The sequence below is a fragment of the Allobosea sp. TBD101 genome, from assembly GCF_059817965.1.
In genome coordinates this window covers 710,149-726,912 of the sequence record NZ_CM187543.1, presented here as the reverse complement: position 1 = coordinate 726,912, position 16,764 = coordinate 710,149, and the positions used below count along the sequence as shown (strand labels likewise).

General features: G+C 67.5%; 17 protein-coding genes. 12 read left to right on the top strand and 5 right to left on the bottom strand.

The genetic code is table 11. The features are described from left to right. Positions 1 to 41 precede the first annotated feature (41 nt). Positions 42 to 914, top strand: a complete 873-nt coding sequence (locus AC6RIC_RS03470; protein ID WP_499735107.1) for a MurR/RpiR family transcriptional regulator — start codon at positions 42 to 44, stop codon at positions 912 to 914. 12 nt (positions 915 to 926) lie between these two features. Here AC6RIC_RS03470 and AC6RIC_RS03465 read toward each other — a convergent pair whose 3' ends face one another. Next, on the bottom strand, positions 927 to 1,814 hold the full coding sequence (locus AC6RIC_RS03465) for a LysR family transcriptional regulator (protein ID WP_454654757.1): 888 nt from the start codon (positions 1,812 to 1,814) through the stop codon (positions 927 to 929). 98 nt (positions 1,815 to 1,912) lie between these two features. Between AC6RIC_RS03465 and AC6RIC_RS03460 the strand changes: the two genes are divergently transcribed. The 5 genes from AC6RIC_RS03460 to pcaDC all read left to right on the top strand — a co-directional run bounded on the left by AC6RIC_RS03460 (position 1,913) and on the right by pcaDC (position 6,221). Then, positions 1,913 to 2,347 carry a PACE efflux transporter gene (locus AC6RIC_RS03460; RefSeq protein ID WP_454658927.1) on the top strand — a complete coding sequence of 145 codons (435 nt, stop codon included), beginning with the start codon at positions 1,913 to 1,915 and terminating at the stop codon, positions 2,345 to 2,347. Positions 2,348 to 2,520: 173 nt separating this feature from the next. Further along, positions 2,521 to 3,231, top strand: a complete 711-nt coding sequence (locus AC6RIC_RS03455; RefSeq protein ID WP_492285798.1) for a CoA transferase subunit A — start codon at positions 2,521 to 2,523, stop codon at positions 3,229 to 3,231. After that, positions 3,231 to 3,893 (top strand): 3-oxoacid CoA-transferase subunit B, encoded by a 663-nt coding sequence (locus tag AC6RIC_RS03450; RefSeq protein WP_499735106.1) that lies wholly within the window; start codon positions 3,231 to 3,233, stop codon positions 3,891 to 3,893. The genes AC6RIC_RS03455 and AC6RIC_RS03450 overlap by 1 nt, the downstream gene beginning before the upstream one ends. A gap of 38 nt (positions 3,894 to 3,931) precedes the next feature. Next, the gene (locus tag AC6RIC_RS03445) at positions 3,932 to 5,029 is read left to right on the top strand and encodes a lyase family protein (RefSeq protein WP_499735105.1); all 1,098 of its coding nucleotides are present in this window, start codon (positions 3,932 to 3,934) and stop codon (positions 5,027 to 5,029) included. Positions 5,030 to 5,039: 10 nt separating this feature from the next. Beyond that, on the top strand, positions 5,040 to 6,221 hold the full coding sequence (gene pcaDC / locus AC6RIC_RS03440; RefSeq protein ID WP_499735104.1) for a bifunctional 3-oxoadipate enol-lactonase/4-carboxymuconolactone decarboxylase PcaDC: 1,182 nt from the start codon (positions 5,040 to 5,042) through the stop codon (positions 6,219 to 6,221). Between the two features lie 6 nt (positions 6,222 to 6,227). Here pcaDC and AC6RIC_RS03435 read toward each other — a convergent pair whose 3' ends face one another. Then, positions 6,228 to 7,103, bottom strand: a complete 876-nt coding sequence (locus AC6RIC_RS03435) for a helix-turn-helix domain-containing protein (protein WP_499735103.1) — start codon at positions 7,101 to 7,103, stop codon at positions 6,228 to 6,230. A 131-nt stretch (positions 7,104 to 7,234) separates the two neighbouring features. On the opposite strand from AC6RIC_RS03435, the gene pobA reads away from it, so the two are divergent. The 6 genes from pobA to AC6RIC_RS03405 all read left to right on the top strand — a co-directional run bounded on the left by pobA (position 7,235) and on the right by AC6RIC_RS03405 (position 13,244). Further along, positions 7,235 to 8,407, top strand: coding sequence for a 4-hydroxybenzoate 3-monooxygenase (pobA, locus tag AC6RIC_RS03430; protein ID WP_499735102.1), 1,173 nt, complete (start codon positions 7,235 to 7,237; stop codon positions 8,405 to 8,407). 139 nt (positions 8,408 to 8,546) lie between these two features. Continuing rightward, positions 8,547 to 9,740 carry an ABC transporter substrate-binding protein gene (locus tag AC6RIC_RS03425; RefSeq protein ID WP_499735101.1) on the top strand — a complete coding sequence of 398 codons (1,194 nt, stop codon included), beginning with the start codon at positions 8,547 to 8,549 and terminating at the stop codon, positions 9,738 to 9,740. A 173-nt stretch (positions 9,741 to 9,913) separates the two neighbouring features. Beyond that, positions 9,914 to 10,777 carry a branched-chain amino acid ABC transporter permease gene (locus AC6RIC_RS03420; RefSeq protein ID WP_499735100.1) on the top strand — a complete coding sequence of 288 codons (864 nt, stop codon included), beginning with the start codon at positions 9,914 to 9,916 and terminating at the stop codon, positions 10,775 to 10,777. Between the two features lies 1 nt (position 10,778). Then, a complete protein-coding gene (locus tag AC6RIC_RS03415; protein ID WP_499735099.1) occupies positions 10,779 to 11,786 on the top strand; it encodes a branched-chain amino acid ABC transporter permease in 1,008 nt (335 codons plus the stop codon). Then, the gene (locus AC6RIC_RS03410) at positions 11,783 to 12,541 is read left to right on the top strand and encodes an ABC transporter ATP-binding protein (RefSeq protein ID WP_499735098.1); all 759 of its coding nucleotides are present in this window, start codon (positions 11,783 to 11,785) and stop codon (positions 12,539 to 12,541) included. The genes AC6RIC_RS03415 and AC6RIC_RS03410 overlap by 4 nt, the downstream gene beginning before the upstream one ends. Further along, positions 12,528 to 13,244 (top strand): ABC transporter ATP-binding protein, encoded by a 717-nt coding sequence (locus AC6RIC_RS03405; RefSeq protein WP_499735097.1) that lies wholly within the window; start codon positions 12,528 to 12,530, stop codon positions 13,242 to 13,244. The genes AC6RIC_RS03410 and AC6RIC_RS03405 overlap by 14 nt, the downstream gene beginning before the upstream one ends. A 153-nt stretch (positions 13,245 to 13,397) precedes the next feature. Here the strand turns inward: AC6RIC_RS03405 and AC6RIC_RS03400 are convergent, their stop codons facing one another. Genes AC6RIC_RS03400 through AC6RIC_RS03390 form a run of 3 tightly spaced genes read right to left on the bottom strand, consistent with a single transcriptional unit; the run spans position 13,398 to position 16,757 of the window. After that, positions 13,398 to 14,363 carry a 2-hydroxyacid dehydrogenase gene (locus AC6RIC_RS03400; RefSeq protein ID WP_499735096.1) on the bottom strand — a complete coding sequence of 322 codons (966 nt, stop codon included), beginning with the start codon at positions 14,361 to 14,363 and terminating at the stop codon, positions 13,398 to 13,400. Positions 14,364 to 14,388: 25 nt separating this feature from the next. Continuing rightward, positions 14,389 to 16,065, bottom strand: coding sequence for a cephalosporin acylase I (locus AC6RIC_RS03395; protein ID WP_499735095.1), 1,677 nt, complete (start codon positions 16,063 to 16,065; stop codon positions 14,389 to 14,391). A gap of 11 nt (positions 16,066 to 16,076) precedes the next feature. Continuing rightward, positions 16,077 to 16,757, bottom strand: coding sequence for an RraA family protein (locus tag AC6RIC_RS03390; protein ID WP_492285811.1), 681 nt, complete (start codon positions 16,755 to 16,757; stop codon positions 16,077 to 16,079). Positions 16,758 to 16,764 lie beyond the last annotated feature (7 nt).

Genomic DNA, 16,764 nt, shown 5'->3' with positions numbered 1-16,764 from the left:
GCAAACATGAAAATTTTCGAACGTCAATCGGGTAGCCGCGCATGTCACAGGGCCTGAAGCCGACGACGGATCTTTCGAACCGGATCGCCCAGATCTACCCCTCGCTCAGCAACGGCCATCGCCGCGCCGCCGACTTCGTGCTGCAGCACCCGCTCGACGTCGCGACCATGACGATCGAGGGGCTGGCCGAGGGCAGCGGCACCTCCAACGCGACGGTCACGCGCTTTGTCAGGGCGCTCGGCTACGCCAACTACAGCGAGTTCCGCAGCGGGCTTTCCGCCGCCCTGAAATTTGCCCATGACCCGGTCGACAGCTTCGCCGGCGCCCGCTCCGCCGCCGGCTCGACCTTCGCGACCTTCACCGCCGCCCTCGCCGACCAGAACGCCAATCTCCAGGAGGCTCGCGACGGGCTCGACGAGGCTTCCGTGACGAAAGCCGTCGAATTGCTGCTGAAGGCGCCGCGCGTCTTCATCGCCGCCTCCGGCGCCAGCCACCACGTCGCCTCCTTCCTGGAGGACGGGCTCGCGCTCTATCTCGATGCCGATGTGATCTTCGCGTCATCGCGCACCGGCCCGGAACGTGCCATCCGGCACATGATGTCGGCGAGGCCCGACGATCTCGTCGTCGCGATCTCGGTACCGCGCTATTCCCGCGCCACGCTGGACCTCGCGACCTTCGCCAAGAAACGCGGCGCTTCGCTGCTCGCCCTGACCGACAGCCCGACCTCGCCGCTCGCCCCCGCCGCCGACGTCACCCTCTTTGCTCCGGCCCGCAGCCGCCTGCTGCCAAACTCGCCGACCGCGGTCTTCGCCCTCGCGGATGCGCTCATCGCCGCCGTCGCGCGCGAGCGGCCGGATGCGGTCGAGGCGCTCAAGGAGCTCAGCGAAAGCCTGCTCTGGACCTTCCACCAATAGGTCGCCGGAGGCTCACGCCGCCCCGATGCGTGCCGATGCGAAGCGCTCGCGCAGCCAGCGCGCCGCCGGCCCACAGGGGCGCTGCTTGTGCCAGACCATTTCCAGCGCCACCGGCAGGTCGAAATCGTCGAACTGGAGATCGGGCGTCACCAGATCGGCCGTCACCGGCGAATTCGCGATGACGTAGCTGGAGACGAAGGCCCAGCCGATGCCCTGTTTGACCAGTTGCAGGATCACCCAGTGGCTCTCGACCCACCACACCTCGGCGGCAACGCGCAGGCGCTGCTTCTCCGGCCCATCGCCGCGCGCCGCGACGAGGATCTGGCGATGGCGCTTCAGCTCCTCCCAGTCGACGCGGGTGCCGGCCAGCGGATGGCCCTTGCCGCAGACGAGCTTGATCGGCACCCAGCCGACCGTCTGGAAGCCGAGTTCCGGCGGCAGCGCCTCCTGGCGCCACATCACCCCGATATCGGCCTGCCCAGCGAGCACGAGCTGGCTGACATCCTCCATCAGCGGGAACAGCAGCTCCAGCTCGACATGCGGAAAATGCCGCGCGAAATCGGCGAAGAGCGTGCCGAGCAGATGCTCGGGATAGAGTTCGTCGATGGCGACGACGAGCCGCGTCTCGACATGACTCTCGAAGCTGCTGGCGACGCCGATCAGATGCGCGCGACGGTCCAGGATCACCTTCGCCTCGCGAAGCAGGCGCTCGCCCGCCACGGTCAGCACCGGATTGCGCCCGGCCCGGCTGAACAGCGCGACGCCGAGGTCCTCCTCAAGGTTGGCGACCTGTGTGCTGATCGCCGACTGCGCCTTGCGCAATGCCCGCCCCGCCGCCGAGAAGGAGCCCTGTTCGGCCGCTGCGACGAAGGCTTCGAGCTGCTCGAAGGAGAGATTCATCTATCTGATATCCAGATGCGACCTAACTTGAATCATCCAGTTTTGGCGATAGAAGGCAGCACGTCAACAAGATCAGACGACAGGTGTTTCGAATGTCCATGCGCTCCTTCCCCGACCGGATTCGCCATACGGTGATGTTCGAGGTGATCGGGCTGGCGCTGGTGATCCCCGGCGGCGCCATGCTCTTCAACCTGCCGGCGACCCATATGGGGGTGATCGGCGTCGGCTCGGCCACCGTCGCAACGCTGTGGAACTTCGTCTTCAATCTCGGCTTCGACCACGCGATGCTCCGCTTCGCCGGCCACACCCGCAAGAGCCTGGGGCTGCGCGTGCTGCACGCGCTGCTGTTCGAAGGCGGGTTGCTGGTCCTGCTGCTGCCGCCGATGGCCTGGTATCTCGGCATGGGTCTGTGGCAGACTTTCGTAATGGACCTCGCGATCGTGGTTTTCTACGTGGTCTACGCCTTCCTCTTTAATCTGGCCTATGACCGGGTCTTTCCGGTCTCGGGCAATGAGCAAATGGCGATCGCCTGAAACGCTCGCTGAGCGGGATACATCGCGATTGCGAAAAGGCCATGCCGCGCTTGCGTCGTGACGATGGACATTCTCCCGCGTTCGTATTCTGATCGCGCCGGAACCCCCGGGGCGGCCCGCCCGTCTCGGCGCGAATGCATGTCGCGGCAGCAGGCCGCGCCTTGGGAGGAACGATGACAGGTAAGATCTATGACGGCCCGGCGGCTGCGCTGGAAGGGCTGCTCTTCGACGGAATGACGATCATGTCGGGCGGCTTCGGCCTGTCGGGCAACCCGGAGAGCCTGATCCCGCAGATTCGCGATTCCGGCGTGAAGAACATCACCGTGATCTCGAACAATGCCGGCGCCGACGGCTTCGGCCTTTGGATGCTGCTGCAGAGCCGCCAGATCAAGAAGATGATCGCGTCCTATGTCGGCGAGAACAAATTGTTCGAGCAGCAATACCTGGCTGGCGAGCTGGAACTTGAGCTGAACCCGCAGGGCACGCTGGCCGAGCGCATCCGCGCCGGCGGCGCCGGCATTCCGGCCTTCTACACCAAGACCGGCGTCGGCACCGTCGTCGCCGAGGGCAAGCCGGTCGAGGAATTCGAGGGCCAGCTCTATGTCCGCGAGACCTGGCTGCGCGCCGATGTCGCCATCGTCAAGGCCTGGAAGGCCGATACCGCCGGCAATCTCGTCTATCGGAAGACCGCGCGGAACTTCAATCCGAACATGGCGACCGCCGGCAAGGTGACCGTGGCCGAGGTTGAGGAGATCGTCCCGGTCGGCTCGCTCGACCCCGAGGCGATCCACACCCCCGGCATCTATGTCGACCGCGTCATCAAGAGCACGATCAACGAGAAGCGCATCGAGAAGCTGACCGAGCGCAAGAGGGAGGCAGCCTGATGGCCTGGACCCGCGAAGAGGTCGCCGCGCGCGCGGCCAAGGAGCTCAGGGACGGCTTCTACGTCAATCTCGGCATCGGTATTCCGACGCTGGTGGCGAACTACATCCCCGAAGGCGTGGACGTGACGCTGCAATCCGAAAACGGCCTGCTCGGCATCGGTCCCTTCCCCTACGAGGGCGAGGCCGATCCCGACCTGATCAATGCCGGCAAGCAGACGATCACGATCCTACCGAGCTCGAGCTTCTTCTCCTCGGCCGATAGCTTTGCGATGATCCGCGGCGGCCATATCGACCTGACCATTCTCGGCGCCATGGAAGTGGCTGAAAATGGCGACATCGCCAACTGGACCATCCCCGGCAAGATGGTGAAGGGCATGGGCGGCGCGATGGACCTCGTCGCCGGCGTCAAGCGGGTCATCGTCGTGATGGACCACGCCAACAAGGCCGGCGAATCCAAGGTGCTGGAGCGCTGCTCGCTGCCGCTGACGGGCGCGGGCGTGGTCGACATGATCATCACCGATCTCTGCGTGATGACCTGCGACAAGGCCAATGGCGGCGGCCTGACCCTGATCGAGCTCGCACCCGGCGTCAGCCTCGACGAGGTCAAGGCCAAGACGCAGGCCGCCTTCGCCGTCGCGCCAAGCCTCGCAAAGGCCGCGTGAGCGGGCTTCTACGCACGCGGCCCGCGACGACTCACGCGATGCTGGCCGCGTTCTCGGACGCGGCCACGTTGCGTCATGCCCTCGCCTTCGAGGCCGAACTCGCGCGCGCCGAGGCAGCCGAGGGCCTGATCGGCGCCGAGGCGGCCGAAGCGATCGCCGCACTCTGCGCTTCGATCACGATCGACCCCGCCGAACTGGCGGAGGAAGCGGCGCTCGCCGGCACACTGGCGATCCCGCTGGTGGCGCGTCTGCGTGCCGCCCTGAGCGGTGACGCCGCAAAAGCCCTGCACAAGGGCGCCACCAGCCAGGATGTCGCCGACACCGTCCTGGCTTGCCAGATCCGCGCCGCGAGCGGCCTGCTCGACGCAGACCTGACCCGCATCACGACGGCGCTTGCCGTCCTCGCCCGGCGCCATGCCGCAACTCCGGCCATCGGCCGCACGCTGTTGCAGGATGCGCTGCCGATCGGCTTCGGCCTGCGCATCGCGCATTGGCAGGCCGGCATCGCGGAAGCCGCAACCCGCCTGCGCCGCGAGGTCGAGGCGGGTGCCGCCCTGCAATTCGGCGGCGCAGCCGGTTCTCGCGCCAGTCTCGACGACAAGGCGGCAGCCGTCTCCGCCCGTCTTGCCGCCGCGCTAGGTCTTCCCGACGCACCGCCCTGGCATGCGCGCCGCGGCGGCATCGCCGGCATCGCGACGGCGATCGCGATCGCAATCGGCGCGCTCGGCAAGATGGCGCGCGACGTCTCGCTTCTCGCACAGAGCGGCATCGCCGAGGCCCGCGAGCCCGCCATCCCCGGCCGCGGCGGCTCTTCCGCCATGGCCCATAAGCGCAATCCGACCGGCTGCCAGGTCGCCCTCTCGGCGGCACTGCGCGCGCCCGGCCTCGTCGCCGGCATTCTCGCCGGCCTTCCCGCCGAGCAGGAACGAGGCCTCGGCGGCTGGCAGGCGGAAGGCCCGGCGCTGGCCGATCTCTTCCTGATTGTGGCCGGCGCGGCCGATGCCATGGCGACGGTCGCCGAGGGGCTGGAGATCGACGAGGCCGCCATCGCCCGCAATCTCACCGCGGCCGGGCTCGGCGACGATATCGGCGAAAGCGCAGGCCTGGTCACCGCGCTGCTCGCCCAGCACGACTGAGGAACGCACGATGCCCTTCGCGACGAGCAACGGCGCCCGCATCTACTGGAAGCTGGAAGGCACCGACGACAAGCCCGCGCTCGTCCTGCTGAACTCGATCGGCACCGATCGCGGCTTGTGGGACGCGGCCATGCCTGCCCTGCTCGGAGCCTTCCGCGTGCTGCGTCTCGACACGCGCGGCCACGGCGCCTCCGACGCACCAGACGGCGATTACACGCTCGCCATGCTCGCGGATGATGTCGCCGCCGTCATGGACGCAGCCGGGATCGCGCAAGCTGCGGTAGCCGGCGTCTCGCTCGGCGGCATGATCGCGATGGAGCTGGCTCTGGCCCGGCCAGCGCGTGTCTCGGCGCTGGCGCTGATCTGCACCTCCGCCACCATGGACAAGGCAGCCTGGCAGGACCGGATCGGCAAGGTTCGCGCTGGCGGCACCGCCGCAATCGCCGATCTCGCCATGCAGCGTTTCCTGTCGCCGGCCTTCACGGCTGGGCAGCCGGCAGTGGCCGAGAGTGTCCGGCGCAACCTCATTGCCATGGCCCGCGAAGGCTATGCAGGAGCGGGCGCCGCAATCCGGGACATGGATCTGATCGGCCGCATCCCCGCCCTCACATGCCCGACGCTGGTTGTCGTCGGTGAACGCGACGTCTCCACCCCCTTCGCCGGCCATGGCGAGAACCTTGTCGCGGCCATCCCCGGCGCCGCGCTGGAACGGCTCGATTGCGGCCATCTCGCTCCGCTTGAAGCCCCCGCGGCCCTGGCCGGCGCCCTGCGCGCCTTCCTCTCCCCCGGCCCGGATACTCAGGATGCGGCGGACGCCCTGTTCGAGGCAGGCCTCAAGAACCGCCGCCGCGTGCTCGGCGATGCCTGGGTCGACCGCTCGCTCGCCAACCGCACACCCTTCAATGCCGAATTCCAGGCGATGATCACCCGCATCGCCTGGCAGGAGATCTGGAGCCGGCCCGGCCTCGACGACCGCACGCGCCGCCTGCTCGTGCTGGCGATCACCGCGAGCCTCGGCCGCTGGGAGGAGTTCCGCCTGCATGTCCGCGCCGGTCTGACCCGCGGCGGCTTCACCCGCGACGACCTCAAGGAAGTGCTGATGCAGACGGCGATCTATGCCGGCGTCCCCGCCGGCAACACCGCCTTCGCTGAAGCCGCCGCCGTGATGAAGGACATCGAGGCGGCCGGATAAGCGGCCTCAGGCCTTCGCCCGGTAATCCGAGGGCGACACGCCCGCCCGCTTGGCGAAGAACCGCGAGAAATAAGCGGGATCGGCAAAGCCCAGCCGGAACGATATCCGCGAGATTGACATCGACGTGTAGACGAGATCGCGCCGCGCCTCGATCATCAATCGGTCCTGGATCACCCGCGCGGCGGAGCGGCCCAGCAGTTCCCGGCAGGAACGTGAGAGATGCGGCACAGAGGTGCCGAGCATGTGCGCATAATCCGTCAGCGCATCATGATGCTGGAAGCGCGTCTCGACCTGCTCGACGAAGCGGCGGACGAGGTCGGCCCGTGCATCCCGCACCGGCTCCGCGACCGCCCGCGCTCCCCGCATGGCTCGGACGAACCAGCCCGCGATCAGGTCGGCATAGGCGCCGAGCGAGAATTCCCGCACCGGCCGATTGGCGGCGAACTCGCTCATCGCCAGCCTGAGCGTGGCATCGAGCCCGGCATACTGCGCCCCGCCAACCGGCACATGCAGTACCGCCGCGCTGCCGAGCAGCGCCCGCGCCTCCGGTTCGGTGCCGAATAGACGCTTCAGCGAGGTCGCTGCCGCGCTGGCGACGAAGCCGTCGGTATCATCGAGGAAGGCGAATTCATGGATGGTCGAGGGCGGCAGCAGCAGCACCGAACCGGGCGACAGGGCATGCTCGCGCCCATCCACGCGCGTGCGCCCTCCCCCGGCAGTCACCAGGAAGAACTGGAAGAGATCGTGATGCATATGCGGCTGGATCGTCCAGCCGTGCAGGGAGCTGCGCGCTACGATCGGCTCGATATGCAGCGCGTCCGGGAAGCGCTCCGTCAGGCGCTCGCCATAGAGCCAATAGGCGGGGACGCTTCTGCCGGGCATGTCGCGCTCACGATCGATTTATCCAAGACAATGCGCGAATCCTCCATTCCGTCAACGCCAGTGAAAGCGTTAGCATCGGCCTGCGGATCGAACGGTGCAAACCGTTGCTTCGCGGGAGGCAAAGAAGAACAATGCGGACGCAGGTCGCCATCATCGGTGCGGGGCCCGCGGGATTGCTGCTCGGGCAGCTCCTGTCGCGCGCCGGCATCGACAACGTCATCCTCGAACGGCGCAGCGCCGACTATGTGCTGTCGCGCATCCGTGCCGGCGTGCTCGAACAGGGCATGGTCGATCTCCTGCACGAGGCCGGCGTCGGCGAGCGGCTGGATCAGGAGGGCCTGGTTCATGACGGCTTCTCGCTTGCCTTCGGCGGCGCGCTTCATCGCCTCGATTTGAAAGAGCTCAGCGGCGGCAAGACGGTCACCGTCTACGGCCAGACCGAAGTGACGCGCGACCTGATCGCGGCCCGCCATGCGCTCGACCGCCCCACGATCTACGAGGCCGAGGATGTCGCGCTGCATGATTTCGACAGCGCCGCGCCGCGCGTGACCTTCCGGGCGAACGGGCAGGAGCAGGAGCTGCACTGCGACTTCATTGCCGGCTGCGACGGCTATCACGGCATCTCGCGGGCCTCGGTCCCGGCCAGCGCCTTGCAGACCTTCGAGCGCGTCTACCCGTTCGGCTGGCTCGGCCTGCTGGTCGACCGGCCGCCGGCTGCGCATGAACTGGTCTACGCCAATCACGAGCGCGGCTTCGCCTTGTGCTCGATGCGCTCGGCCGGGCGCAGCCGCTACTATGTCCAGGTCCCGCTGGAGGAGAAGGTCGGAAACTGGTCCGACGACGCCTTCTTCGACGAGTTGCGCCGCCGCCTGCCGGCCGAGATCGCCGATGCCGTGCAGACCGGCCCCTCGCTGGAGAAGAGCATCGCGCCGCTGCGCTCTTTCGTTGCCGAGCCGATGCGCTTCGGCCGGCTCTTCCTTGCCGGCGACGCCGCCCATATCGTGCCGCCGACCGGCGCCAAGGGGCTCAACCTCGCCGCAAGCGACATCCGCTATCTCTTCGACGCCTTCCGCGAGCACTATCGCGAGAGTTCGAATGCCGGGCTCGACGGCTATTCGGCGCGCGCGCTCGCCCGCGTCTGGAAGGCCGAGCGCTTCTCCTGGTGGATGACCAACCTGCTGCATCGCTTCCCGGAGCGGGACGGCTTCGACCAGCGCATCCAGCAGGCGGAGTTCGACTACCTCGTCCATTCCCGCGCGGCGGCCACCGCCGTCGCCGAGAACTATGTCGGCCTGCCCTATTGAGGGCATTGCCCTCGCGGCAGAAAATTGCGTTGGTGACAACAAGAGGCACGGCGCCATGGCGGCGACCGGCCCGAGCAGCTAGAGCTTCGACCCACGCAAGGCATTTGCGGGATCGCAGGCAGGATCGGGAGGAGATGGAATGACCAAGGGTTTCCTGAACAGGTTGCTGCCGGCCGGCGCGCTGGCCCTCGCCGGAGCGCTCGCGCTCGGTGCCTCCGCCATGGCGGACACGATCAAGGTCGGCATCATCGGGCCGTTCTCCGGCCCCTTCGCCCTGCAGGGCAAGAACTTCCAGGCCGGAGCCGAAGCCTGGCTCGCGCAGAACGGCAAGACCGTCGCCGGCCACGATATCGAGCTGGTCTATCGCGACCTGCCGACCGCCAATCCGCAGCAGGCCCGCGCGCTGGCGCAGGAGCTGATCGTCCGCGACAAGGTGCAATATCTCGGCGGCGTCTATTTCACGCCGGACGCGATGGCGATCACCCCGCTCTTGAAGCAGGGCAATGTCCCGCTGGTGATCTTCAACGCCGCGACCTCGGCGATCATGACCTCCTCGCCGCTGGTGGTGCGCACCTCCTTCACCCTGTCCCAGACCACGACGCCGCTCGGCAAGGCGGCGGTGGAGCGCGGGGTCAAGAAATTCGTCTCGATCGTCAGCGATTACGGCCCGGGCGTCGATGCCGAAACTGCCTTCAAGAAGGCGATCGAGGCAGCCGGCGGCGAGGTCAAGGAAGCGATCCGCATCCCCCTGAACACCACCGAGTTCAGCCCGATCATGCAGCGCATTCGCGATGCCGGGGCCGAGGGCGTCTTCGCCTTCCTGCCGTCGGGCCCGCCGACGCTCGGCTTCGTCAAGGCCTTCAGCGATACCGGCCTGAAGAAGGCGGGCGTCAAGCTCTTCGCGCCGGGCGACCTGACCCAGGAATCGGATCTGCCGGCTCTGGGCGAGGCGGCCGCCGGCCTGATCACCTCGTTCCACTACGCGGTCTCGCATGATTCCGAGATCAACAAGCGCTTCGTCGCTGCTGCCGAGAAGGCAATCGGTGCACCCGACCTCGTCTCCTTCCCGGCCGTTGGCGCCTATGACGGCATGTTCGTGATCTCCAAGATGATCGCCGCCACCGCCGGCAAGCAGGACGCCGAGAAGGCGGTCGAGGCGGTGAAGGGGCTCGGCTGGGAGAGCCCGCGCGGCCCGGTCAAGATCGATCCTGAGACCCGTCACATCACCCAGACGATCTACCTGCGCGAAGTCGCGAAGGATGCGCAGGGCCGCTGGATCAACAAGGAGATCGCCAGCGTGCCGGAGCAGAAGGATTCCGGCCTGACGAAGTAACGACGTCGTTTCCCGCTGGAAACACACCGTCATTCCGGGCTTGCCTCGGAATCCATCGTAGAGCGCCGGGCCTTACGATGGATTCCGGATCGGCGCCGCTTCGCGGCTTGTCCGGAATGACGGTGGTGATTCCATCCAAACTCGGCACGCCTGAGCATCGGAAAGCCCGCTGAATGCAGACCGCGCTGAGCATTGCCGTGGATGCGCTGGCCTATGGCATGGCGCTGTTCATCATCTGCATCGGCCTGTCGCTGACCATGGGCCTGATGCGGGTGGTCAACCTCGCCCATGGCGCCTTCGCCATGATCGGCGGCTACATCGCCTCCTATGCCGCGCGCGATCTCGGCCTCGGCTACGGCTTCGGCATCATCCTCGCCGTGGTCGGCACGGTCATCCTCGCCGTGCCGCTGGAGCGGCTGCTCTATCGCCGCATCTATGACCGCAGCGAGCTCTCGCAGGTGCTGATGACGATCGGCATCACCTTCTGCGTCATCGGCATCACCAATTATTTCTTCGGCCCGACGCTCAAGACCATTCCCCTGCCGGCGGAATTGGCCCGCTCCGTCGATCTCGGCTTCCGCAGCATCGCCGGCCACCGGCTCTTCGTCATTGCGAGCGGCCTCGTCGTCGCCGGCGGCCTGTGGTTCCTGATCGAGCGGACCGGCTTCGGTATTCATCTGCGCGCCGCCGTCGAGAACGCGCCTATGGCCCGCACGCTCGGCATCCGCACCGAGATCATCTATGCTGCGAGCTTCGCGCTGGCGATCGGGCTTGCGGCCTTCGGCGGCGTGGTCGGCGCCGAGTTCCTGCCGATCGAGCCCTATTATGCGCTGCGCTACATGGTGACCTTCCTCGTCGTCGTCTCGGTCGGCGGCGCGGGCTCGATCCCCGGCGCGCTCGCCGCCTGCCTGCTGCTCGGCGCCATCGACGTCACCGCGCGCTATCTCGTGCCGGATTTCGGCAATTTCTTCTTCTATCTCGCGGTGATCCTGGTGGTCTGCGCCTTCCCGCGCGGTCTGATGGGACGGGCGCAGTAGCATGGCACCCGCAACGTCCATGCCAATGACCGCATCCGCCAGCCGCACCGTCGGTCGCGACCTTCTCGGCCTCGCCCTGATCGCGCTCGTCGGCCTTGCCGGCTACTGGCTCTTTCCCGACAACCTCGCCTTCCTGACCCGTGTGATCTCGGTCGCGCTGCTCGTGCTCTCGCTCGACCTGATCGTGGGCTATTGCGGCGTCGCCTCGCTCGGCCAGGGCGCGCTCTATGGCGCCGGCGCCTATGCCGCCGGCATCGCCTGCGTCCATGGCATCACCGACCCCGTCCTGCTGATCCTGATCGGCGCGGGGGCCGGAGCAATCATGGGGCTCCTGATGGGTGCGATCATGCTGCGCGCCCATGGTCTGCCGCAGCTCGTGCTCTCGATCGCCATCGTCCAGCTCCTGCACGAAGCCGCCAACAAGGCCTCCTCGATCACCGGCGGCAGCGACGGCCTCTCCGGCATGAGCCCCGCCCCGCTCTTCGGCCTCTTCGAATTCGATCTCTGGGGTCGCAGCGCCTATCTCTTCGGGCTCGGCCTGCTCCTCATCGTGTTCGCCGTGCTGCGCTTCGTCACGCGCTCGCCCTTCGGCATGGTCTGCCGCGGCCTGAAGGAGGATCCGCTCAGGATCAGCGCGCTCGGCATCTATGCCTTCCCTGTCCTGCTCAAGATGTTCGTCATCTCAGGCACCGTCGCCGGCATGGGCGGCGCGCTCGCCGCCATCGCGACCCAGGTCGTCGGGCTCGACAGCGTGAGCTTCGAGGTTTCGGCGAACGCTCTCGTCATGCTGGTGCTCGGCGGCATCGGCCATCTCTACGGCGCGCTGATCGGCACCGTGATCTTCATGGCGCTCGAACATGTCGTCGCCGCGATCAACCCGTTCCACTGGATGACGCTGGTCGGCGCCGTGCTGATCGCCATCGTGCTCTTCGCCCCGCGCGGACTTTCCGGCACGTTGGACGAACTCGCCCGGATGTTGACCCGCGACCGCTGGAGGGCCGGCCGATGAGCGCGGTCTTCGAGGTCTCGCATCTCTCCAAGGCGTTCGGCGGGCTCAAGGTCAACAGCGACATCTCGCTGGCGATGAACGAGGGCGAGCGGCTCGCCCTGATCGGCCCGAACGGCGCCGGCAAAACCACCTTCGTCAACCTCGTCACCGGCCGTATTCCGCCGAGCGCCGGCAGCGTCCATCTCGCGGGCGAGGACATCACGAGCCTGGGTGCCGTGAAGCGCGTCCGGCGCGGCCTCGTCCGCACCTTCCAGGTCACGCGCCTTTTCCCGGACATGACGCCGGAAGAGCATGTCGTGATGACCATCCTGCAGCGTCTCGGCCGGGCGACGCGCATCCTCGCCCGCTTCCACGGCGATTCCGAAGCCACCGACGAAGCCGCCGAAATCCTTGCCACGCTCGGCCTGACCGAGGTCGCCCGCTGCAAGGTCGCGACGATCGCCTATGGCCAGCAGCGCCTGCTGGAGATCGCCATCGCCCTGGCGCAACGCCCCAAGGTGCTGCTGCTCGACGAACCCGCGGCCGGCGTGCCCTCCAGCGACACGCCGCGCATCGAGGAGGCCTTGGCCCGCCTGCCGGCCTCGCTCGCCGTGCTGATGATCGAGCACGACATGGACCTCGTCTTCCGCTTCGCCAAGAGGGTCGTCGTGCTCGCGGCGGGCGAGGTCATCTTCCAGGGCCTGCCGGCCGAAGTCGCCAAAGACCCCAAGGTCCGCGAAGCCTATCTCGGGAGCTATGCCCATGCCGGCGGCTGATCTCGACGTCCGCAACCTCAGCGCCGGCTATGGCCAGACCCATGTGCTGGAGGATGTCTCGTTCTCGGTGGCGGCTGGCGGGCGCCTCTCCATCCTCGGCCGCAACGGCATGGGCAAGACCACGCTGATGGCGAGCCTGATGGGGCTGACGCGCCGCTATGCCGGCAGCATCAGCCTTGGCGGGCAGGACGTCACCGCGCTCGGCACGGCGGCCCGCGCCCATGGCGGCATCGGCCTCGTCCCGCAGACCCGCGAGATCTTCAAGGGCCTCACCGTCGAGGAAAACCTCTTCGCCGGATTGAAGGGCCGCCCGCGCGCGGCGATCGAGGAGGCCTACACCCTCTTCCCGCGCCTAGGGGAACGCCGCCGCAATCTCGGCTCCCAGCTCTCCGGCGGCGAGCAGCAGATGCTGGCGACGGCGCGCACCATCCTCGGCCAGCCCTCGGTCCTGCTGCTCGACGAACCGCTTGAAGGCCTCGCGCCGGTCATCTGCGACATGCTGATGGAGGCGTTCGGCCGCCTTGCCGCGAGCGGCGCGATGACCATCCTCTTCGTCGAGCAGCGATTGGAAAGCGCCCTCGCCTTCGCAGATGACGTCATCATCCTCGAACGCGGCCGGATCGTCTGGTCAGGCAAGCCGGATGCGCTGCGCGCCGATGCCGACGTGCTCGAACGCTATATCGGCGTCGGCGGGCTGCACTGAATCTGCCGCACTTGGAAACGCGGGTCATCCCGGCAGGAGCGAAGCGTAGAGCCGGGATCCATGCCTGAACCTTGAGCGGCAGCGCTCCGGCATGGATCCCGGGTCCAGCCCGGGATGACGGCGTTTTTGTTGTAAAATGACGACGCGTGAACCTCACACCACCAGATCGAGCGGCGGCACCGGCTCGCCGCGCGAAACGTGCTGCATGTTCGCGAACATGCGCTTCACCACCGGCGCGAAATTGTCGGAGGCCATGGCGGCGAGATGCGGCGTGGTCACGAGATTGTCGAGGGTGAGGAGCTGGCTGTCGGCCGGCAGCGGCTCGATCTCGTAGACATCCATCGCCGCGCCCGCGATCTCCTTCGCCCGCAGAGCCGTGACGAGGTCCGCCTCGTTGACGACGCCGCCACGCGCGCAATTGATCAGCACCGCCGTCTTCTTCATTTTCTTGAGCGCGGCGAGATCGATCAGATCCTTGGTTTCGGGCGTCAGCGGGCAATGCAGCGAGACGACGTCGGCCTGGGTCAGGATCTCGTCGATCGAGGCATGCTTCACGCCGAGCGCCGCCTCCTCGGCGGCATCGAGCGGGGTCCGCTTGCTGTAGAGGATGGTGCAGCCAAAGCCCTTCAGCAGCTTGGCGACATTCTTGCCGATCGCGCCGAGGCCGACGATGCCGACCGTCTTGCCGGAGAGCGTGTAGGTGTCGGACGGCAATTGACCGGTGCGCCAATTGCCCTTCTTCAGCTCGGCATTGCCATAGGCGATCAGGCGGAGCGTCGAGATCGTCAGGCCGAGTGCGAATTCGGAGACGGCGACCGCATTGGAGCCGGTCGTGCGCGCCACCTTGATGCCGAGCTCCTTCGCCGTCTCGATATCGATATTGTCGTAGCCGACACCCCATTTATGCAGGAGCTTCAGCTTCTTGGCCGCGCGCAGCACGTCGCCGGAGACGCCGACCTGGCCGGAGATCGCATAATCGGCCTCGGCGATGATCTGCTTCATGTGCTCGTCGCCGCGCGCCGTGCCATGGGTCAGCACGAAGCCCTCAGGCAGGAATTCGCGCAGGCGGTCGGCCCGCTCGGGCGTGGTCATGTCGAGGAGGCAGATGGTCTCGGGCATGGGATGGTCCAGTCAGAAGATCGGGTCAGATGGTGAAGCGGGCACCGGCGCGGGCAAGCCCGCCGGAGATGGCGACAGGCGTTCCGTCGGCGCGCCAGCAGGCGGCGCCGGTCAGGGTACCGTCCGGATTGAAGGCGATGGCGTTCATGCCGCCAGCGACGCGCGGCGAGCGCACCACCTTGTGGCCGCGCGCGATCAGCGCCTGAGCCACCGCCTCGGGGATGGCCTCCTCGAGCTCGAGCACGCCACCCTCGGTCCAGACGCGCGGCGCCTCGACGGCTTCCTGCAGGCTCATGCGGTGATCGATCAGGTTGACGATCGCCTGCAGGGCCGAGGGGAAGATGCGCAAGGCACCGGGCAGGCCGAGCGCGAAGGCGAGCCGGCCCTCCTTCACCGCCATCATCGGCGCCATGGAGGTGAAGACCCGCTTGCCCGGCGCGATCGAGAGCGCCCGGCCGGGATGCGGATCGAAGTTGTACATATAGTTGTTGGCGATCATGCCGGTGCCGGGGATCTGCACGCAGGCGCCGAACAAGCCGTTGATCGTCTGCGTCGCGCTGACGACATTGCCCATGGCATCCGCAACGGTGACATGGGTAGTGTCGGCGGATTCTCCGCCGGAGAGCCCGGCCGTCCAGCTCTTCGCCTGCTCCATCGCGATCAGGGCGCGGCGCTCGTCGGCATAGGCCTTGTCGATCAGCCTCGCGACGGGAACCTTGACGAAGGCCGGGTCGGCCGTCGCCACGGCACGGTCGGCGAAGGCGATCTTCAAGGCCTCGGCGAGCAGATGCACCGCATCGGTCGAGCCGAAGCCGAGCGAGCCGATATCGTAGCCTTCGAGGATGTTGAGCATCTGCGCGATATGCACGCCGGAGGACGAGGGCGGCGGCGGGCCGATGATCTCGTAGCCGCGATAGGAACCCCGGATCGGCTCGCGCAATTCGATGCGGTAGTTGGCGAGGTCGGCATGATCGATCAGCCCGCCATTTTTCGCCATGTAATCGGTCAGCGCGCGCCCGAGCTTCCCGCCATAGAGCGCCTCCGGCCCTTCCGCCGCGATCAGTTTCAGGCTCGCGGCATAGTCGGACTGGACAAGCCGCATGCCCGGCTGGAGCGGCTTTCCGTCCGGCAACAACATCGCCGCAAGGCCGGGATCACGCGCGAGATCGGCGGCATTGTCGGTGATGCAGTTCGAGAGATAGGGCGTGACCACGAAGCCGCGCTCGGCCAGCCCGATCGCGGGCTGGAGGACATCGGCCAGCGTCAGCGTACCGAAGCGGGCGAGCGCCTCGCACCAGCCTTTCAGAGCGCCGGGAACCGCGACCGCCTTGGCCCCGACCACGTTCTCGCGGTCACGCGTGTCGCGCTGCTTGCCGATCTCGTCGGACAGACACTCGTACATGCCGGCCGTCGCCTTGCCCGGCGCGGTCGAGAGATTATCGATCACGACATGGCGCCCGTCGGCGAGCCGGATATGGCTCAGACCCCCGCCGAGGATGCCGACCATCATCGGCTCGGCCACCGTCAGTGCGAAGAGCGAGGCGACGGCCGCGTCGATGGCATTGCCGCCGGCGAGCAGGATCTGCGCGCCCGCTGCCGAGGCGAGCGGGTGGTTGGTGACGACCATGCCGCGCGAGCCGCTCGCCGGCTTCTTCTCGCAGGTGAAATCAGCGACGCGTGGGACGGAGACGGGAGCGTTCATGGCCGGCCTCGTCAGCCCTTCGCCGCGGCGATGGCGTCGAGCACCATCTTGGTCGCGCCGGAGATGTCGCCGAGCTTCTCGCCCGCCTTCACCCGGCCTTGCGTCTTCTCGCCGCGCTCCTGCCGGGCGATGGCGGCGTCCGCGATCGCCTCGGCCTCGGCGCGCGGCAATACCAGCACGCCGGATTCATCGGCGAGGATGACGTCGCCGGCCTTGACCGGGACATTGCCGCAGGAGATCGGCAGGTTGAGCGTGCCGCCGAGATTGTAGAGGCGCGTGGTGATCGGCGACATGCCGCGGCACCACATCGGGAAATCGGAATCCTCGATCTCGGTGAGGTCGGTGCAGGGTCCGTCGACGATGCCGCCGACCGCGCCGGCTGCCTTCGCCGCGACCGTGACGCCGCCCCCCCAGCAGGCATGCTTGTCGTCGCCGAGCCGGTCGACGACGAGGATGTCGCCGGGGCGCAGCAGGCCGAGCGTGTGGTGCAGCAGGGTCGAATCCTGGCCGGGGATCGCCAGCGTCACCGCCGCCGCGGCGATACGCTTGCCGCGCAGCAGCGGCTGGATGCCGCGATCCATGAAGCCCCAGTGCTGGGAATGGCCGATGGTCGCGGTCTCGACCTTCTGCAGTTTCTCGACCAGCGCAGCCGGCAGCTGCTCGGGCATGGCTTCGATGCGGTAATCGGGCATGGGCGTC